This is a genomic window from Mesorhizobium sp. ISC25, assembly GCF_042295465.1.
Lineage (GTDB): Bacteria > Pseudomonadota > Alphaproteobacteria > Rhizobiales > Rhizobiaceae > Mesorhizobium.
The window spans coordinates 4,155,594-4,173,068 of sequence record NZ_CP135441.1; the positions used below are offsets into that span (position 1 = coordinate 4,155,594).

Below are 17,475 nucleotides of genomic sequence, written 5' to 3' on the forward strand. Positions count from 1 at the left end.
TTTCCTGCGGTGGTATAATCAAAATCAAAGTGACCATAATTTGGGCAGGCCCGCCCGTCCGTTGAGCAATTCGACAAGCGGCACCAGCCGCTTGCGGAGCTGGTAGCCGTCCTCGGCGAACAGTCTCGCAAGAAGCTTGCCAGATTTCCGTACATTCCAGAAACTCACGCCGCCCTGGCCGCCGACCATGCCCCGGGCCGGCTCGAGCAAAGCCTCTGCCCGCGGCGACACCATCAGCAGCGTCGCCACGGCGACGGCACCGCCGGCCGCTGCCGTGTGGTTCAAGGTGGCCGCAATGTCCGGCCCGATGCGGAACTCCTCGGCGTGAATCAGCGCCGTCTCCTGGCGGACGCGCCAGCGGTCATGGAATTGGCCTTGCGAAGCCCGTTCACCCATGGCCAGGCGGCCGAAGACGGTAGCCTCCAGGATCAGCGCCTCGGCTCCGGCGGCAAGCTCCACGTCAAGCGTGCGGGCAAAGGCCGAGCGGTCGAAGACGATGGTTTCCTGCGGCAGCCAGGCAATGTGGCCGCCTTCGCCGACGGTCAGCTGCACCCGCACTTCGGCACGGTCGGATGCGGCGCGGTAGATTTTCTCGCAGGCCTGCGTTGTTATGGTTGCGGAGGCGCCGGCACCGACATCGACCTCCCAGGCGAGACGGTCGCCACCGGTCAGCCCACCGGCGGTGTTGATCAGGACAGCTTCGAGCGGATCGGCCGAGACCGCCGGCATGCGGATCTTGGCCGAACCGTCCTGGTACAGGCGCCGAAGACGCGTGCGGCCTCCGTTCCAGTCGCAGCCAAGCCGCGCAACGCCGGCAACGCGCTGGGCCGGCGGCACTGAGGTCAAGCTATATGCGATCGTATCCACGACACCAACGTTAAGCACTGCGGCGGCTTTGTCGATATATAGCTTGTTGCTTGACAGCGTTTCGGTTTCTATAGAGGGAGCCACCTTGGTACGGTCACCGGCGCTTGGCGGGGGTAAAAGGCGACGATGACGACGTAATCGAGGACAAAAGGGGCGCTGATCAGTTGGCGTCGGGAAACGACAGAGTTGGGGAAGAAACCGAATGGCTGACCAGCTGGCAAACGATATCATCGCCAAGATCAAGGCTCATGCCGAGCCGGGCGGCGAGGAAATCACCACCAGTACCGAACTGACCGCCCTTGGCATCCATTCGCTGGAACTGACGGAAATCATCTTCGATCTCGAGGAAGAGTATGGCATCGAAATCGAGATGAACACGGTCGATGCCTGGAGCAATCTGAAGAATGTCGGCGACATGGTCGAGGCGGTTCGCGCGCTGATCGCGAAAAAAGCCTGACTGAATGCACAAGCGCATCGTCATCACGGGCATCGGCGGATTATGCGGCCTCGGCACCAATGCACCGGCAATCTGGAATGAGATGCGCGCCGGCCGTTCGGCAATCGGCGCGATCGACAATCCGCTGCTGCATGATCTGAAGGTCAAGGTCGGCTGCGAAATCAAGGCGCTTCCCGAGCACGGCATCGACCGCAAGCAGGTCGTGTCGATGGACCGCTTCAGCCTTCTGGCGACGATCGCCGCGCGGGAGGCGGCACAGCAGGCGGGATTGAACCCGCACGCGGCCAACACCTACCGGATGGGCACCATCGTCGGCGTCGGCGTCTGCGGCTGGGAGGCTATCGAAGAGAACTATCGCGCCATCCTGCTCGAAGGCAAGAACCGCGCCGGCATCTTCACCGTACCGAAAGTAATGCCGGGCGCAGCCGCCGGCCATGTCAGCATGAATCTTGGTCTGCGCGGACCGGTGTTCGGCATCACCTCTGCCTGCTCGTCATCCAACCACGCCATTGCCTCGGCGGTCGACCAGATCAGGCTCGGCCGGGCCGACGTCATGGTCGCCGGCGGTACCGATGCGCCGCTGGTCTGGGGCATCCTCAAGGGCTGGGAGGCCCTGCGGGTATTGTCGCCTGACACCTGCCGGCCGTTTTCGGCCGATCGCCAAGGGCTCGTGCTCGGCGAAGGCGCCGGCATGGTGGTGCTGGAAACATATGAGCATGCCATGGCGCGCGGCGCCGCCATCCTTGCCGAAATCGCCGGCGTCGGCCTTTCCGCCGACGCCTCCGACATCGTCGCGCCAACTATCGAAGGGCCTGAGGCGGCGATGCGCTTCTGCCTCGTCGATGCCGGGCTCAATCCGGAGGACGTCGACTATCTCAACGCGCATGGCACCGGCACCAAGGCCAACGACCAGATCGAGACGGCGGCAATCAAGCGTGTCTTCGGCGGCCATGCCTACAAGCTTTCTATCTCCTCGACCAAATCGATGCATGCCCACTGTCTCGGCGCGTCCGGCGCGCTGGAAATGATCGCCTGCGTGATGGCGATCCGCGAAGGCATCGTGCCGCCGACCGCCAATTATCGGGAAGCCGACGCCGACTGCGATCTCGACATCACGCCGAACGTGGCGCGCGAACGCACCGTGCGCACCGCGATCAGCAACAGCTTCGCCTTCGGCGGCACCAATGCGGTGCTGGCGGTCAAGGCCGTGTGACCGCACGCCTTGCGGGCCCTTCACCGGGGCCGGCGAAACCTTCCATGCGCATATTGATCGCGCTAAGCGTCGCGCCTAACTCTCTGCGACCCGCCATGACCATGCCGCTCGGCGCGGTCCCCGACCAGGAGTTTCGATGACCGATCTGTCCGCGTTTCCGATCGCCAGGCGCTGGCCGGCGAGCCACCCCGACCGCATCCAGCTCTATTCGTTTCCGACGCCGAACGGAGTGAAGATATCGATCGCGCTGGAGGAACTTGGCCTGCCGTACGATCCGCATGCCATCGACATCGGCAAGAACGAGAGCTGGACCCCGGAATTCCTGTCTTTGAACCCGAACGGCAAGATACCGGCGATGATCGATCCGGACGGCCCGGGCGGAAAGCCGATCGGCCTGTTCGAATCCGGCGCCATCCTGCTCTACCTCAGCGACAAGACCGGCAAGCTGGTCCCGGCAGACGCAACGCTGCGTTACGAGACGATCCAGTGGGTGTTCTTCCAGATGGCTTCGATTGGCCCGATGTTCGGCCAAGTCGGTTTCTTCCACAAATTCGCCGGGCGCGAAATCGCCGACAAGCGCCCGCTGGAACGTTATCGCTACGAGTCGCGACGGCTGATCGGCGTCCTCGAAACGAGGCTCAAGGGCCGCAGCTGGATCATGGACGACGACTACACCATCGCCGACATTTCGATGCTTGGATGGGTGCGCAATCTGATCGGCTTTTACGAGGCACGGGAACTCGTCGGTTTCGACGACTTCCCCAGCGTGGGCGCATGGCTGGAGCGCGGCCTTGCCCGGCCGGCGGTACAGAGGGGCCTCACCATTCCGGCCAGAGCCTGATCAAAACCCTGACTGGCCCGGCTATTTTGCCTTGGTCCGGCGTTTCGAGCCCTTGCCGACTACGGAAGCGGCAAGCGACGCCGCACCTTTGGCGGTCGCAAGCACGGCACCAGCGGCGACGTTGGCCGTCGTTTTGACGGTGCGCATTGCGCTGCCGGCGATCGATCCTCTGCTGCCTGCCGGCTTTTTAGGGCTGGCGGCTTTGGGAGTTGCGGCCTTGGCCGCAGCGGGCATCACCTTTTTCGGCGCTGCCTTGCCAAAGCTGGGCTTGGCCGCATCCTTGGAACGCGTCGCCGCTGCCGGGCCGGCGCTGGTTTTCGCTCGGGTTGCTTTTGATCGTGTTGCCCTGCCCTTGGCGGGCGCAGGCTTTCTTGCCATGGTTTCCATCGACTGTTCCCTCATGCGACACAATTACCGTGTCCGGGATAACGGCCTGAAAGTTTTAAGGTTCCGGCCGAACAGTCCTTACAGATCAGGCCTGCTCACCGACCACCAGGTCGGCGGGCCGCCGACGGGCAAGCACCCGATCGATGTTCGGCATGTCGTTGGAAGCGATCCAGGCGCGCGCGTCCTCGTCGGACCGGCCGTGCTCGTGCCATCGCTCCAGCAGTCGGCGCTCGAGCTCGGCGCGCGGCACATCGACAAAGATCGAGAAGTCGAACAGCGGCGCCAGCCGCGTCCATGGCTCTTCGTCGAGCAGCAGATAATTGCCTTCGACCAGGATGAATTTGGTCTCGGCGGCGATGATCGCAGCGGCGGCGCGCGACAGCTCCATGCTGCGGTCGAAGACCGGGATGGCGACATCCGGCTCGCCGGCGCGGATGCGCTTCAGCAGCGTTTCGAAGCCGGCAAAATCAAAGGTTTCCGGGGCACCCTTTCGCTGGCGGAGGCCGCGCCGCTCGAGCACGACATCGTCGTAATGGAACCCGTCCATCGGCACGACTTCCGTCGTGCCTTCCGGCAGCAGGTCGTGCAAGCCTGCCGACAATGTCGATTTGCCGGCGCCGGGCGGACCGGCAATGGCAACGACGAAGCGCGGTGCCTTGCCGGCGCGCTTGAAAATGGCAGCAGCGATATGGGCGATCTCGGACATGAGTGATTCCGCGCTACAATTTTTCGGGCCTATCTTGGCGGCAGTTCGGGGGAATTTCAAATCCGTACCAATTGTCGACATCCGCGCCGCCCCTCATTGCCCTGCCGGGCATTTCTCCCCGTATAGTGACGGGGAGAAAGGGCTGGCCGAAATGTTGGCGCCCTTCCTATGACGCTGGTGATTGGCGAAACCGTCGATGAGAGCGCCCCTCTCCCCGTCACTGTACGGGGAGAGGATGCCGGCAGGCAGGTGAGGGGCAGCGCAAACGCTCCGAAATCTGAAGCGCCAATTAGGCCGCAACGGATTGCCCGATCCGCAGGAAATCGCTGTCGAAGACAATGTCGCGCACGGCGTCGTCAGCCGCCAGGACGCGCATGCGGCCCGGCGAGGTCGTGACGTCGCGCGGCGGCTCGCCGGATGGCCATGGCAGTGCGCCGATGACATGGCGGAACGAAAAGCTGCGCCCTTCAGAAAGGGCAAAGGCGGTCGCCACGCCTTCGCGCTTCAGCCAGTTGTCGCCGAGCGAGGCGGCGTGGCCAACGGCCGTGCGGCCGTCCTCGATGCCGAGCACGCCGCGGTGGCGGCCGCTCCATGGCGCATAATCGCGCCCGCCATTGCTGACCCACAGCATGGTGACCGGCAATTCGGCCGGGTTCTTCAGCACCAGCACGAGATCGGCTTCCGCCTGGCGCGCCAGCGCGGTCCAGCCCGGCCCGCCATGATCCGCCTCGACCAGCGTGACGAAGTCCTCACGCTCCTGGTCCATGCGATAGGTGGTCAGGTCGATCGCGCCGCCATCGGCGGCGGGAAAGCGCGTCAGGTCGGTGCTACGCGCCGGGTAGGCAAGCAACGAGCGCCCGCGGGCCGGATCGGGCTCCGGCGCCTCGCTAGGCGTCGCGGCAAGGCGCTTCGGCGAGAAGGCCAGCCTGCCGCCGGCCGTCATTACCGTCATCGGGTGATGGGCGACGGGAATGGCGCCGGCACCGTCGGAAAAGACGTGCTCCTGATAGAGAAAGGGATGATCGTCGCGCAAGGTCAGAATCTTGTCGACGGTTGCGCCCATGACCGGGCGCTGCAGACGCAAGACGGCGCGCCAGCCATCGGCCGTCGCGGCGCTGTCGACGACGTTCCAGCGACTATTGGCCGGCCAGCCATGCAAAGGTGCCGCTTCGACGTCGCTGGTCGAGAACGGCGCGCAGAGGAAATCGCCCGACAGGTGGACCGTCCCTTCAGGCAGGTCTTTCGGCAGCGTCTCGCGCGGCTCGCCGACCCAGGATGCGCGATGCAGCGGCTTCAGCCGGCGGCCATCGATATCGATCGCCATGTCGGCGAGATGGCCGACGGCCAGATCGACCGATACCGAAATGCCCTTTGCCGCGATCGTGACCGTATCCATGTGCACCTACCGATCCTCCCGGCCCGATTCTGCCAGCCCGATTCTGGCGGCGCCAGCAAAGCCCACTCGCCGCCGGTTGCGCAAGCGCGGTGGCCGGCAATTCCCATCAGACGGCGCCAGGTCCGCCTGTGGACAGGGCACCAAACCAGGCCCCGACCGATATTAACCAAATGGACTGTGCCTTTGCGTTAAGATAGCTTCGCCTCGTCTCAGAAACAGCCTGCCTTCGGAACTGACTTGTCCGCCTTCCGCTTCTTTTCGCTCATCCACAATTACGTCGCGGTGCTGGCGCTGCTGCTGTTTGCTGCCGGCTGCACGACTGTCACGCCGCCCGACAGCGTGCTGGCGGTACCGGCGCCGCCGCAGAAATATGCTGCCATGGTCATCGATGCCGGCACCGGCAAGACGCTGTTCGAGGTCAATTCGACGGCGCCGCGCTATCCGGCGTCACTGACCAAGATGATGACGCTCTACCTTCTGTTCGAGGCGCTGGACCAGGGCCGCATCAGCAAAGAGGCGCAAATTCCGGTGTCGGACAATGCCGCCCGGCAGCCGCCGACCAAGCTGCGGTTCAGGCGCGGCGAGACCATCGACGTCGATTCGGCGATCCGCGCCATCGTCGTCAAATCGGCCAATGACGTGGCGGTCGCCGTCGCCGAATATCTCGGCGGCAGCGAAGAGGCGTTCGCCGGCATGATGACCGCCAAGGCGCGCCAGATCGGCATGAGCAGCACCGTTTTCCGCAATGCCTCGGGCCTGCCGGACGGCGACCAGCACACCAGCGCGCGCGACATGGCGGTGCTCGGCATGGCGCTGCACGTCCGCTTCCCGCAGCATTTCCACTATTTCTCCGAAAGCGACTTCATGTTTCGCGGCAGGCTGGTGCGCGGCCACAACGACATGCTCGGCCGGGTGCGCGGCGTCGACGGCATCAAGACCGGCTACATCCGGGCTTCCGGCTTCAACATCGTTACCTCCTATAATGCGGACGGGCACAGGCTGATCATCGTGGTGATGGGCGCCGACAGCGCCCGCCAGCGCAACGACCACGTCGAGGCGCTGATCCAGCGCAGCCTGTTGCCGACCTCGGAGGCAAAGACGCGGCTGCTGTACGCCGAGGAGCAGTGACGGATCGGGGAGTTGCCAACCACGGTCCGGATCGGCGTTCATTCACTGGGATGGACAACTTCAGTCTGCCGCATGCCGGGCTCATCAGGCGACAAACGCTGAACCGCCGTTTTGTGCGACACTGCTGAGATACTTTGCCGGCGGCTTGCCAAGCGCTTTCTTGAACATGGTGATGAAGGCGGTGACCGATTCGTAGCCGAGATCGGCCGAAACCTGCTGCACGCTGGCGCCGGAGGCCAGCTCGCGCAATGCGACGATCAAATGCAATTGCTGGCGCCAGCGCCCAAAGGTCAGCCCTGTCTCCTTTACCACGAGACGGGCGAGACTGCTCTCGCTGAGCGCGACGCGACTGGCCCATTCCGCCAGGGTGCTGCGGTCGGCAGGGTCTTGCGCCAACGCCGCCGCGATGCGCCTCAAGCGCGGCTCGGACGAGACCGGCAGATGTAGCTGCTGGACAGGCATGCGCGGCAGTTCGGTTAGCAGTACCCTGGTCAGGAGCTCGCCCCTCGCCTCATCGTCCTCACCGCGATCCGCCAGCTCGATGATGAGCTCGCGCAGCAACGGCGAGATCGACAGCGTGCAGCACCGGTCCGGCAGGTCGGCGGCTCCCGGCTCGATATAGACGAAGAAAATCCGGGCATTGGCGGTCGCGAGATTGCTGTGCTCCATGTCGCCTGGAATCCACACCGCGCAATGCGGCGGCACCATCCACAGGCCGCTGGGAACGCGACATGTGACGCCACCGCCGAGTGCGAAGACGAGTTGGCCTTTGCGGTGGCGGTGGTCCGGCACCTCCGCCCTGGTCTCGGTAACGTCAACGCGCACGGCGATTGCCGGGGCCAGCACGTCATCCGGATCGAAAGGCCAGGGGTAGCGGAGCGGTTGTCTCATATTGACTAATTTTAGCGATTAAATGCCAAGATATCTGAATTACTCAAACAGGAAAGTCGATAATTTAGGCCACCGGATGAGGAACTCAGGAGCCGACAGGGCGGGCTTTCAGTGCCCTGCTTGCGTTCTGAACGTCGGACCAACAAGCCCGCGCACGAAAACAGGCTGGCGTCCGCCAGCAGCAGGAAGGTACGAACCATGCTCGGCTTAATCAAATCTCTCGATAGCGCCACCGGGTTGAGGCTCGCCGAGCTTGGCGAGCCCGAGCCCACCCCAAACGAGGCGCTGGTTTCGGTCCGGGCAGTCTCGCTGAACCGCGGCGAACTGCGCCTGCTCAACATCCGCCCGAACGGCTGGGTGCCTGGCCAGGACGTCGCCGGAATTGTCGAGCGCGCGGCGGCCGACGGCTCCGGGCCGGCCGTCGGCGCCCGGGTTGCGGCTTTGGTCGACGAGGCCGGGTGGGCCGAACGTGTCGCCGTTCCAACCGACCACCTCGCCGTGCTGCCGGACGACGTCAGCTTCGTCGCCGCCGCCACCGTTCCGGTCGCGGGCACGACCGCGCTGCGGACGCTGCGCCACGGCGGCGACCTGGCCGGCCAGCGGGTCCTGATTACCGGCGCAAGCGGCGCCGTCGGCCGTTTCCAGGTCCAGATCGCCCGCCAGCAGGGCGCGTCGGTGGTGGCGGTCGCCGCCGCCCGGCATGCCGGCGATCTCCGCGGCCTGGGAGCCGAGCGGGTCGTCGAAACGATCGAGCTGGCCGAAGGACTGTTCTCGCTGATTACCGAGTCGGTCGGCGGCGAAAGCCTCGCCCACGCCATCGAACGGGTCGCGCCCGGCGGGACCATCGTCATGTTCGGCTCGAGCAGCGGCGAACTCACGCCCATCGGGTTCCGCCAGTTCGTGCCGGGTCACGAAGGCGCGCGGCTGCAGACCTTCGCCTACTACGCTTCCGGTCCGCAGGTAGGCGCCGACATCGCCTCGCTGCTCGCGCTGATCGCAGCCGGCCGGCTCGAAACGCGCGTGGTCCTGACCGTGCCGTGGCGGGACGTCGGCCAGGCCCTGGACGCGCTGCGGCAACGCAGCATCAGCGGCAAGGCAGTGCTTACCATTACGGAATGAGCAGTCGGTGGCGCCGGACGGGACAGTGTCTGGCTCCCCCAGGGCTGCTACGGCAACTTGAGCCCATCCGCGATTGCCCGTTGAAGCCCGGCCCGGCTTCCGCTAAGAAGCCGTGGCTGGCCGGTTTACCGGCTGGTTCGTTTTTGGGATCGCCGATCCTGAAGGCACCCGTAGCTCAGCTGGATAGAGCGCTGCCCTCCGAAGGCAGAGGTCACAGGTTCGAATCCTGTCGGGTGCGCCAAAGTTTCAGGGGGGTCCATTCTGGACACATAGGTTACGGTTTATACCGGAGACATGGGTAACACTTTTGGCCCGAAGGGGTTTTGAAGTGGTTCGAGCCTGCATGTCTCATCGTCGAAGTATCCCAAATCATAATCCATGAAGCTAGCCAGCCAGATTCGGTCGTCGACCTGTTTGATGCCGACTTTTTGGCCAGCGAAGACGAGGCTGAGATTGATCTTCTTACGGTCGAAGCAGATGCGGCCGCAGGTGGTGACGGTGACGGCCTTGTCGTGGAAGGGATACTCGAGATCGGGTAGTCCGCGATAGGGCCGTGGTGAGGCGCTGTAGCGCTCGGCTGGGCAAGCCATATCGAGCGCCTGGTGCGGGCGTTCGGTGTTGAATTCCTGAACGAAGTCATCGAACCTGGCCTGCTGCTGCAGGAAGTTGCTTCCGGCCGGCTTGGTGGTTTCGAGCTTGAGCGTCAGATGCATGCGTTCATGGCGGCCGTTCTGCTGGGGATTGCCGGGCTTGATGCGCTCGATCTCGATGCCGAGCCTCAGCCACCAGACCGACAACCTGGACAGGTTGAAGAGGGCATTGGGGCTGGCGAAAGGCACACCGTTGTCGGTCCTGATCGCGCTGGGCAGGCCGAACTCCTTGAAAACTCTCTCGAACACGGTGAAGGCATAGGCCTCCTTGGTGGTGTGAAGCGCCTCGCAGGCCAACAGATAACGACTGGCGAAGTCGCTGATCGTCAGCGGATAGCAGTAACGCCGGTCGGCCAGCATAAACTCGCCCTTATAATCGGCGCACCACAGGTCGTTGGGCTGGCAGCCATGCGAGAGCGCCGTCCCTTGCGCCCTGTTGCGGCGCCGCTTGCGGCGTTTGACCAGGCTATGGCGGTCGAGCACCGCGTGCACCGTCGAGATCGCCGGCGTGTGGACATCCGGGTAGAGCCGAGCCAGCCGCTCCCTGATCTTCGGCGCGCCCCAGCTCGGCTTGTCCTGCTTGGCACGCACAATCAGCTTCTCGATTTGGAAAGGAAGCTGATTGGCGTGCCGGTAAGGTCGGCGCGAGCGATCCGTCAGCCCTTCCAGCCCACAGTCATTGTAGCGGCCAAGAATCTTGTAGCCGGTCTTGCGTGAGATGCCGAACTCACGGCATAGCTGTGCCATCTTCTCGCCGTCCAGTAGGCGGGCGACGAACTTGAGACGCTCATCCATCGGGTTACACTCCTTCCAGGGCATTTTGCTCTCCCGCAAAAAGCCCGATTGTGTAACCCATGTGCCCGGAATGAACTGTCACCCATCTCTCGGGAAGGGCATCAAAGACTTACGCTATCGTCTCGCCATAATCGGGCAACCCAAACTCACCATATACTAGCAAGCGCTGGCGTAGTTTCGGCTCGGATTGCCCGATCGTCGACGAACTAATTGGACAACACATGGCCCAGTGAAGCTAGCTTTGTAGCGGTGGCGTCTCGCTGCCGACGTCACTTCCAACAATCGACCGCCGCGGGGTCGTCGCGCTTTTGACCCCTACAAAATAAGTCGATCATAGAGGCATAGTGAGCGGACGACCGACTAACCGCTGTGCGGCAAGGCCACGCATGAGAATCACAAAAATGTAAATCCGAGGGAAGGTGCCCGTGACTTCGACCCGGTAGCCTGTTGTTGCTGAGCGTCCGAACGCTCAATTTCGACAAAAGGACTGAACCATGAAACACACCATCGGATATGCTTTGATTGTCTTCGCGGCAATGACCGGTGCCGCCAACAGCGGCACGAACTCGACAAGCCCTCGCATCGGCGAGGTCTTGCACAGTCATGGATCGACGGGCGAAACCACGAAATCGGCATCCAACCCTGAAATATCTTCCCAAGTGCTCGACAATGACGAGAAGACCGATTCCCCCTATAACCGAGTCGAAGCTGTGAGCCCCTCATCGTGGCAGGGCGGGAGCCCCCGCCAGCGCGCCAGCTGGGCGGGCCGGTAGCAAGACCAACACCGCAGCTCCGCATCTTCCCACGGAGCCAGGGCAGGGCAAACCAACCGGAAGCACTGCCGGCTGGTTTGCCCTTTCGCTCGAGCGATATGAACCATCCGTCTAAGTGATTGACCTCAAATTACTGTTTACGCGGGAACTCTGTTTCCACGATTAAGCCGGGCCTATTGTCCTTCACGGAAATTGTCGCGCCATGAATGTCCGATATCGCCTTGACCAGACTGAGACCGAGCCCTGTCCCTTCGGTGGTCCGGCTCTTTTCTAAGCGATAGAAGCGTTTGAACACCTTTTGCCGCTCCGCCGCCGGGATGCCCGGTCCGTTGTCGCTGACGACGATTGCGCAGCGCTTCGCCTGCGTCGTGACACCGATCGCAATCCGAGACCCTCGTTGCGTGTGGCGCATTGCGTTGACGATAAGGTTCACGCACATCTGCTTCAGCAGATCGGCATCGCCCCATATGAATGAGGCCGTGTTTCGGCTGTCATTGGACAGAACCAGCGAACGCTCGGCGTCTTCCACGATGTGACTATAGATATCGTAGATTTCGGCGACCAGTTCCGAAATGTTCACCTTCGCAAATCGGGAACGGCGTGCGCCGGACTCGATCTGCGAGATGCGCAGCAAGCCCTCGAACGTGCCGGCTATATGCGAGACTTCGCTCATCGCTTTTTCGATAAGGGATCTCGTGGCCGTTTGGTCTTTGCTTTCGGAAGCAGCCTCAAGCGTTAGAAACAGCCGGCCTACCGGCGTCTTGAGGTCGTGAGCGATGTCGGTCGTTACCTGCGTCATCGCCGCGACACTAGCCTGTAGCTGTGCCAGCGCGATATTGACCTCAGTCGCCAGCACGTCGATGTCATCGGTGCGCAAGGAGACCGGCAGGCGGGTAGCGAGATCGCCGGCGCCAACGGACTTCATCGCATCAGAGAGTCTGGCGATGCGCCGTCGCGTGCGAAACGCCAAAACTGCGCCCGCGCCGAGACCTCCAGCAAGCACGATCGCCGTTGCCCAGCCGAAGCTGATAAGCGCAATGCTGCGCAAGCGATTGGTGTCGTCATAGCTTACCCCGACGGTCAGGTCGTAGCCATCCAGGTTCTTGCGGTAGAGCCGGTAGTTATTGGGCGCCGCCTCGTGGCTTGTCGGTGCGCGCGTGGAAAATCCCGGCGGCACGGTGGAAACATCAATGTTGCCAGCCAGGAAGTCGCCTTCGGGATCCTTCAGTGCGTAAAGCGTCTCCTGTCCCCTGATTGCGGGACCGTGGCTTCGGATCATGGCGGCAGCGCCGTCGACACCGCTCGCTTCATAGGTGGAAGAAATCTCCCGGAACCGCTCCATCACATGGGAATCCAGCCGCTCGTAAAGATAGGCGGCGATCATGTTGTAAGCGACGAAATTGGCTCCCAGGAACGAGAACAGAAACAGGGAGATGTAGAACGCGGCAAGTCGGATTGACGTGCTTCTGGCGATACTAGCGTTGGCCATGAATGGTGTAGCCGGTATTGCGTGTATTGCGCAGGAGCGGAACATCGAATGGTTTGTCGATCTTCGCCCGCAGTCGGCTGATATGGGTTTCCACCACGGTGCTTTGCGGGTCGAAGTTGAAGTTCCAGATCCGCTCAAGGAGCATGGTCTTCGTCAGTATTCGGCCTTCGTTACGCATCAGCAGTTCAAGCAGCGCGAATTCTCGAGGGAGCAATTCGATCGTCTTTCCGCCTCGGGTGGCGAGGCGGCTGAAGAGATCCAGTTCCAGATCAGCCACCTTCAGCTTTGCCTTTTCGGCGGTGATCGGAGGGCGCCTTTGCAGAGCATTGATCCGAGCCAGGAGTTCGGAGAATGCAAAGGGCTTGATCAAGTAATCGTCCGCACCTGCCTCCAATCCTTCAACTCGATCGTTGACACCGCCTACGGCCGTTAGGAAGATCACTGGCACCTTTCCGCCAGCGCCTCGAAGACCCCGCACGAGCGACAAGCCATCGAGGCCAGGGAGCATCCGATCCACAATTGCGACGTCATAGGGTTCGCGCAGTCCGACAAGCAAAGCATCGCGCCCGTCTGTCAGGACATCGATCACATGGCCGGAAGAGCTCAGTCCATTTTCGATGTAACGGCTGATTTGTTCGTCGTCTTCGACTAGAAGAATTTTCATAATAGCAATCTCTCATCTGGCCTGGCGCGCCAAGCGTTGATGACCTTTTATCCGTTGCTTCTGTCAGCGATGCGGACGAAGCGATATCTCAGTGGGGCTTTGCCTGGCTCGGCGCCATTGGTCGGTGACGCAGTTTTTCCATCAGCCAGGTACTGGGTTTTGCTGTCTCAACATCCATAGACTGGATCGACAACACGGTTTGCAAGCGAAAGCGCCTTGCAGCTTTCACGAATATTGACCACTTGTAGCGTCATTTTGGCGTATCCCTTCATTGTGCCACAAGTCCAGCAAAGGCTGATCCGCGGCGCTCATCACCTCGCAAGCGATCGCGCCGGGATCGCTTGCGAGAGCAGTCAGTTGGGCTGCGGATTGATTTTCAACCCGCGGCGCTGGTCCGGGTCACTTGATGCCGGTGACCGTGATGCGTCCATTGACGCGGTCGGCAGTGAACTCGATCGCCTGACCCTTTTTGGCCTTGTCGAGCAGGCCCTGCTCCGCGACGACGAACACCATCGTCATTGCGGGCATGTCGAGATTGGTCAGCGGCCCATGCTTGATCGTCAGCTTCTGCTGTTTGGCGTCGACCTTGATGACTTCGCCCTTCACGTATTCCTGCGCAAGCGCGCTCCCGCCGATGGCGAGCGCGAGCGCCAGTGTCGAGAGTGTCTTTACCAATAGTGTCATGATTGCTTCCTTTGCGTTTGGGGTCAGTTGGCGACGCTGATGTCGCCCTTCATGCCGGAATCGTAGTGACCCGGCACAAGGCAGCCGAAACCGAAATCGCCGGCATTGGCGAACGTCCAGATGATCTCGCCTCTGGCGCCGGGCGCCAGCCGGATCGCGTTGGGATCGGCGTGCTCCATGTCGGGGAACTTCTCCATCAACGCCTTGTGCTCCATGATCCCGTCATGGGCGTCCATGACGAACTCGTGGTCGACTTGGCCTTTGTTGACGAACTTCAGGCGAACGGTCTCGCCCTTCCTCACCTTGAGGACCGCCGGCTGGAACAACATTTTTCCATCGTCCTTCTCCGACATGGAGATGTTGATAGTCCGCTTTGCCTTGCTCGCCTCGCCAGGAGTGCCGATCGGCATGGTGGCGGCTTTGTCTCCATGGCCTCCGGCGTGGCTTCCACTGGCCAGAGCTGCTCCGGAACTGAGCGCCATCAAAACGGCCGCTGCGATAATATGTTTCATGCTGCACATTCTCTCATTGTTGCGGTTGAGGGTGTCGGTTTCTCATCCCTGTTTGCCGTGACCGCCGTGCGCTGCCGGGGCCATCGTTCTTGCGTCGCCTGACTTTGTCGGAGCGGGGACACCCCCTTTCCACTCGTAGGCAACGGTTCCCTCCGGGTGCTGGTACCATCCCGGATCGGCGTAATCGTTCGATGCAAGGCCCTCGCGAACCTTTACGACTGAGAACATGGAGCCCATCTCGATCGGGCCGAATTGCCCCCAGCCATCCATCATCTTGATGGTGTTATCGGGCAGCGGCATTTCCATTTCGCCCATGTCGGCCATGCCGCGATTGCCCATCGGCATATATTCGGGCTGAACTTTTCGGATCTTCTCGGCAAGTCTTGTCTTATCGACGCCAATGAACGTGGGCACGTCGTGGCCCATGGCATTCATGGTGTGGTGCGATTTATGGCAGTGGATTGCCCAGTCGCCCTCGTATTTGGCGTTGAACTCGTAGGCCCGCATGGCGCCGACGGGAATGTCGATCGAGACCTCCGGCCAACGCGCCTCCGGGCGGACCCAGCCGCCATCGGTGCAGGTCACCTCGAAGTCGTAGCCGTGCATGTGGATCGGGTGGTTGGTCATTGTCAGATTGCCGACCCTGACGCGCACTTTGTCGTTCTTCGATACAACCAGGGGGCTTACGCCTGGAAAAATGCGGCTATTCCAGCACCACAGGTTGAAGTCAGTCATCTCCATGACCTTCGGGACATAGGATCCCGGTTCAATGTCGTAGGCGTTCAGCAGGAAGACGAAGTCCCGGTCGACCCGCATGTATTTCGGGTCTTTAGGATGGATCACGAAGAAGCCCATCATGCCCATGGCCATCTGGACCATCTCGTCGGCATGTGGGTGGTACATGAACGTCCCGCTCTTCACGAGATCGAACTCATAGACGAAGGTCTTGCCGGGCTGAATGTGCGGCTGGGTGAGGCCACCGACGCCGTCCATGCCGTTGGGCAGGATCATGCCGTGCCAGTGGATGGTGGTGTGTTCTGCAAGCTTGTTGGTCACGAAGATGCGGACCCTGTCGCCCTCGACCGCCTCAATAGTCGGGCCGGGCGACTGGCCGTTGTAGCCCCAAAGATAGGCAGTCATGCCAGGCGCCATCTCCCGCTCAACCGGCTCGGCGATCAGATGGAACTCCTTCACGCCGTTGTTCATGCGATGCGGCAGTGTCCAGCCGTTGAGAGTAACCACCGGCTGGTAGTCCGGCCCGTTGCTCGGGAAGATCGGAGGCTGCATGTCGGGGGATTCCATGATCGCAGCATCAGGCAACCCCATCGCGGACGTTTTGGTCCACGCCGTGGCGCCGGCGAGCAGGGCTCCCGCGCCTAGCAATTGACGTCTTGAAAGCATTTTGTTCTCCTTGAGTGTCAGTGGCCTTCGGCGCCTGCTTCGGCTGCGGCCGGTGCGTCGCCACCTCCAGATGAGCTTGTGCCGCCACCATGGATGGCTGTTCCGAGATTGACGTCGGCCAGCCAGAAATTGCGCTTGGCGTTGAGGGAAAGCATGATCGAGCCGATTTTCGCGCGCGTGTCCGCCAGCAGCTCGAACGTGTTGGTAATCATGCCATTGTAGGTGAGGACCGATTCCGCCTCGATCTTTGTTCGCAGCGGCACGACACTGTTCCGATAGTGCCGAGCAATGTCGTAGGTCGAACGGTAAGCGTCATAAGCCGACCTGGCTTCCGACCGGACGTTGACAGCCTTCTCCGCCATCCGGTTTGCGGCTTGCATGTAGGCAAGCTCGGCCTTGCGCATGCGTGCCTTGCCGGTATCGAAAATCGGAATGACGAATTCGAGCTCCAGAGTGGGCGAGACACTCGTCTCGGTTTCGCCGCCCTCCTCTGACTCTTCGCGTTCCACCTCCACGCCAGACAGGAGTTCCAGGTCGCTGACGTAGCGCGTCGCCTCGGTCAGGCCGTAGGATTTCGCCAACGCTTCCAGCTCGAGCTTCGCGATCTCAAGGTCGACACGATTTTTTAGTGCCTCCGCCTCGATTGCGCGTTTGGCCTTAGCGCCCTTCGGCAAAGCCGGAAGCTTATTGGGAACGGAATAATCGATATCTGGTCCCCAAAGGCCCATCAGGCGGGTGAGCTCTTCCTTGGCAGTCCGGGCCGCGAGACGAGCCTCCGCTGCCTGGCCCACGATCTCGGCATAAAAGACATGCTCGCGGGCCTGGCCGGTTTTTGTGAAAGCGCCGGTCTCCCCCAGTTTTTGAGCGAGTTCGGACGCAGCGTCGGCGGCGGCTTGCGCCTGGCTGAGATAGGAGACGCTTTCCTGGGCCGATACAGCATTGATCCACGCCCGCCGTGTGTCGGCTGCCAGCCGTAGGGTTTCTTCGGCGGCGCGGAGTTGGGCCTGACGAAAACGCGCATCCGCGACTGCGACGCGCCGATGACGGGTCGTTAGCGCAAGGATGTTGCCGACCACCGCTCCTTCAATCGTCCGCACGGGATCGACGCCGATCATGCCGACCGAGATCGTCGGATTGACGAGCATCGTTTCCTGCCAGACGTCAGCAGCCGACAGTCCGATTTCAGCATAGGCCGCCTGCAGGCCCTTGTTATTGAACAGCGCGACCTGCGCCGCTGTGTCCGGATCGATCGTCTTTTTCTGGACAAGACCCTTCACGCGCTGAGACACCGTCCGCGCTTCCTCGCTGGACTGCACCCAAACGGTTTTCTTTCCAGTCACAGATCCGGTCCGCGCGGCCATGCTGGCAAAGCCTGCCATTGGACTGGAAATGCCATCCACTGACGCTGTGGTCGTGCATCCGGCAACCACGAGCGGCAGCAAACCGATCGCGAGCAGCTTTCTAATTCGGCCGCTCATGAGCCAACTCCGTTGTTTGTCGGA

At 62.0% G+C, this 17,475-nt stretch carries 18 protein-coding genes and 1 tRNA gene; 7 read left to right on the plus strand and 12 right to left on the minus strand.

Annotated features, from left to right (window positions below; translation table 11 throughout):
* Window positions 1-24: 24 nt before the first annotated feature.
* Window positions 25-846: an urease accessory protein UreD gene (locus RQ479_RS20525; protein WP_376702407.1), complete on the minus strand. Its 822-nt coding sequence runs from the start codon at window positions 844-846 to the stop codon at window positions 25-27.
* Window positions 847-1,069: 223 nt separating this feature from the next.
* Here RQ479_RS20525 and RQ479_RS20530 point away from each other — a divergent pair, with 223 nt between their 5' ends.
* The 3 genes from RQ479_RS20530 to RQ479_RS20540 all read left to right on the plus strand — a co-directional run bounded on the left by RQ479_RS20530 (window position 1,070) and on the right by RQ479_RS20540 (window position 3,378).
* Complete coding sequence (locus tag RQ479_RS20530) at window positions 1,070-1,324, plus strand: acyl carrier protein (protein ID WP_023677013.1); 255 nt, start codon at window positions 1,070-1,072, stop codon at window positions 1,322-1,324.
* A 4-nt stretch (window positions 1,325-1,328) separates the two neighbouring features.
* On the plus strand, window positions 1,329-2,537 hold the full coding sequence (locus RQ479_RS20535; RefSeq protein ID WP_352467770.1) for a beta-ketoacyl-[acyl-carrier-protein] synthase family protein: 1,209 nt from the start codon (window positions 1,329-1,331) through the stop codon (window positions 2,535-2,537).
* A gap of 136 nt (window positions 2,538-2,673) precedes the next feature.
* A complete protein-coding gene (locus tag RQ479_RS20540) occupies window positions 2,674-3,378 on the plus strand; it encodes a glutathione S-transferase family protein (protein ID WP_376702409.1) in 705 nt (234 codons plus the stop codon).
* 21 nt (window positions 3,379-3,399) lie between these two features.
* On the opposite strand, the gene RQ479_RS20545 is transcribed toward RQ479_RS20540, so the two are convergent.
* The 3 genes from RQ479_RS20545 to RQ479_RS20555 form a co-directional block, all read right to left on the minus strand.
* Window positions 3,400-3,765: a hypothetical protein gene (locus tag RQ479_RS20545; RefSeq protein ID WP_352467767.1), complete on the minus strand. Its 366-nt coding sequence runs from the start codon at window positions 3,763-3,765 to the stop codon at window positions 3,400-3,402.
* Between the two features lie 85 nt (window positions 3,766-3,850).
* Complete coding sequence (locus RQ479_RS20550) at window positions 3,851-4,471, minus strand: nucleoside triphosphate hydrolase (protein WP_376702410.1); 621 nt, start codon at window positions 4,469-4,471, stop codon at window positions 3,851-3,853.
* A gap of 289 nt (window positions 4,472-4,760) precedes the next feature.
* Window positions 4,761-5,867: a hypothetical protein gene (locus RQ479_RS20555; RefSeq protein WP_376702411.1), complete on the minus strand. Its 1,107-nt coding sequence runs from the start codon at window positions 5,865-5,867 to the stop codon at window positions 4,761-4,763.
* 237 nt (window positions 5,868-6,104) lie between these two features.
* On the opposite strand from RQ479_RS20555, the gene RQ479_RS20560 reads away from it, so the two are divergent.
* On the plus strand, window positions 6,105-6,995 hold the full coding sequence (locus RQ479_RS20560; protein WP_376702412.1) for a D-alanyl-D-alanine carboxypeptidase family protein: 891 nt from the start codon (window positions 6,105-6,107) through the stop codon (window positions 6,993-6,995).
* 84 nt (window positions 6,996-7,079) lie between these two features.
* Here RQ479_RS20560 and RQ479_RS20565 read toward each other — a convergent pair whose 3' ends face one another.
* Window positions 7,080-7,886, minus strand: a complete 807-nt coding sequence (locus RQ479_RS20565; protein ID WP_376702413.1) for a helix-turn-helix transcriptional regulator — start codon at window positions 7,884-7,886, stop codon at window positions 7,080-7,082.
* 198 nt (window positions 7,887-8,084) lie between these two features.
* Here RQ479_RS20565 and RQ479_RS20570 point away from each other — a divergent pair, with 198 nt between their 5' ends.
* Window positions 8,085-9,005: a zinc-binding dehydrogenase gene (locus RQ479_RS20570; RefSeq protein WP_376702414.1), complete on the plus strand. Its 921-nt coding sequence runs from the start codon at window positions 8,085-8,087 to the stop codon at window positions 9,003-9,005.
* Between the two features lie 164 nt (window positions 9,006-9,169).
* Window positions 9,170-9,246: transfer RNA gene (locus tag RQ479_RS20575), tRNA-Arg, on the plus strand.
* A 40-nt stretch (window positions 9,247-9,286) separates the two neighbouring features.
* Here RQ479_RS20575 and RQ479_RS20580 read toward each other — a convergent pair.
* On the minus strand, window positions 9,287-10,474 hold the full coding sequence (locus RQ479_RS20580) for an IS481 family transposase (protein ID WP_376702415.1): 1,188 nt from the start codon (window positions 10,472-10,474) through the stop codon (window positions 9,287-9,289).
* Window positions 10,475-10,944: 470 nt separating this feature from the next.
* On the opposite strand from RQ479_RS20580, the gene RQ479_RS20585 reads away from it, so the two are divergent.
* On the plus strand, window positions 10,945-11,223 hold the full coding sequence (locus RQ479_RS20585; RefSeq protein WP_376702416.1) for a hypothetical protein: 279 nt from the start codon (window positions 10,945-10,947) through the stop codon (window positions 11,221-11,223).
* Between the two features lie 130 nt (window positions 11,224-11,353).
* Here RQ479_RS20585 and RQ479_RS20590 read toward each other — a convergent pair whose 3' ends face one another.
* The 6 genes from RQ479_RS20590 to RQ479_RS20615 form a co-directional block, all read right to left on the minus strand.
* The gene (locus RQ479_RS20590) at window positions 11,354-12,607 is read right to left on the minus strand and encodes a sensor histidine kinase (RefSeq protein WP_376702417.1); all 1,254 of its coding nucleotides are present in this window, start codon (window positions 12,605-12,607) and stop codon (window positions 11,354-11,356) included.
* 91 nt (window positions 12,608-12,698) lie between these two features.
* Window positions 12,699-13,376, minus strand: coding sequence for a response regulator transcription factor (locus tag RQ479_RS20595; protein WP_292659248.1), 678 nt, complete (start codon window positions 13,374-13,376; stop codon window positions 12,699-12,701).
* A gap of 399 nt (window positions 13,377-13,775) precedes the next feature.
* Complete coding sequence (locus RQ479_RS20600; protein ID WP_292659246.1) at window positions 13,776-14,060, minus strand: copper-binding protein; 285 nt, start codon at window positions 14,058-14,060, stop codon at window positions 13,776-13,778.
* Window positions 14,061-14,083: 23 nt separating this feature from the next.
* Window positions 14,084-14,572, minus strand: coding sequence for a plastocyanin/azurin family copper-binding protein (locus RQ479_RS20605; protein WP_376702418.1), 489 nt, complete (start codon window positions 14,570-14,572; stop codon window positions 14,084-14,086).
* 42 nt (window positions 14,573-14,614) lie between these two features.
* Complete coding sequence (locus tag RQ479_RS20610; RefSeq protein WP_376702419.1) at window positions 14,615-15,973, minus strand: multicopper oxidase family protein; 1,359 nt, start codon at window positions 15,971-15,973, stop codon at window positions 14,615-14,617.
* Between the two features lie 17 nt (window positions 15,974-15,990).
* On the minus strand, window positions 15,991-17,451 hold the full coding sequence (locus RQ479_RS20615; RefSeq protein ID WP_376702420.1) for a TolC family protein: 1,461 nt from the start codon (window positions 17,449-17,451) through the stop codon (window positions 15,991-15,993).
* Window positions 17,452-17,475 lie beyond the last annotated feature (24 nt).

Coding starts and splice junctions, on each gene's coding strand:
- RQ479_RS20535 (WP_352467770.1), top strand. CDS start 1,329: ATGCACAAGCGCATCGTCATCACGGGCATCGGCGGATTATGCGGCCTC.
- RQ479_RS20565 (WP_376702413.1), bottom strand. CDS start 7,886: ATGAGACAACCGCTCCGCTACCCCTGGCCTTTCGATCCGGATGACGTG.
- RQ479_RS20590 (WP_376702417.1), bottom strand. CDS start 12,607: ATGATCGCCGCCTATCTTTACGAGCGGCTGGATTCCCATGTGATGGAG.
- RQ479_RS20615 (WP_376702420.1), bottom strand. CDS start 17,451: ATGAGCGGCCGAATTAGAAAGCTGCTCGCGATCGGTTTGCTGCCGCTC.
- RQ479_RS20600 (WP_292659246.1), bottom strand. CDS start 14,060: ATGACACTATTGGTAAAGACACTCTCGACACTGGCGCTCGCGCTCGCC.
- RQ479_RS20555 (WP_376702411.1), bottom strand. CDS start 5,867: ATGGATACGGTCACGATCGCGGCAAAGGGCATTTCGGTATCGGTCGAT.
- RQ479_RS20545 (WP_352467767.1), bottom strand. CDS start 3,765: ATGGAAACCATGGCAAGAAAGCCTGCGCCCGCCAAGGGCAGGGCAACA.
- RQ479_RS20530 (WP_023677013.1), top strand. CDS start 1,070: ATGGCTGACCAGCTGGCAAACGATATCATCGCCAAGATCAAGGCTCAT.
- RQ479_RS20550 (WP_376702410.1), bottom strand. CDS start 4,471: ATGTCCGAGATCGCCCATATCGCTGCTGCCATTTTCAAGCGCGCCGGC.
- RQ479_RS20585 (WP_376702416.1), top strand. CDS start 10,945: ATGAAACACACCATCGGATATGCTTTGATTGTCTTCGCGGCAATGACC.
- RQ479_RS20610 (WP_376702419.1), bottom strand. CDS start 15,973: ATGCTTTCAAGACGTCAATTGCTAGGCGCGGGAGCCCTGCTCGCCGGC.
- RQ479_RS20595 (WP_292659248.1), bottom strand. CDS start 13,376: ATGAAAATTCTTCTAGTCGAAGACGACGAACAAATCAGCCGTTACATC.
- RQ479_RS20580 (WP_376702415.1), bottom strand. CDS start 10,474: ATGCCCTGGAAGGAGTGTAACCCGATGGATGAGCGTCTCAAGTTCGTC.
- RQ479_RS20540 (WP_376702409.1), top strand. CDS start 2,674: ATGACCGATCTGTCCGCGTTTCCGATCGCCAGGCGCTGGCCGGCGAGC.
- RQ479_RS20605 (WP_376702418.1), bottom strand. CDS start 14,572: ATGAAACATATTATCGCAGCGGCCGTTTTGATGGCGCTCAGTTCCGGA.
- RQ479_RS20570 (WP_376702414.1), top strand. CDS start 8,085: ATGCTCGGCTTAATCAAATCTCTCGATAGCGCCACCGGGTTGAGGCTC.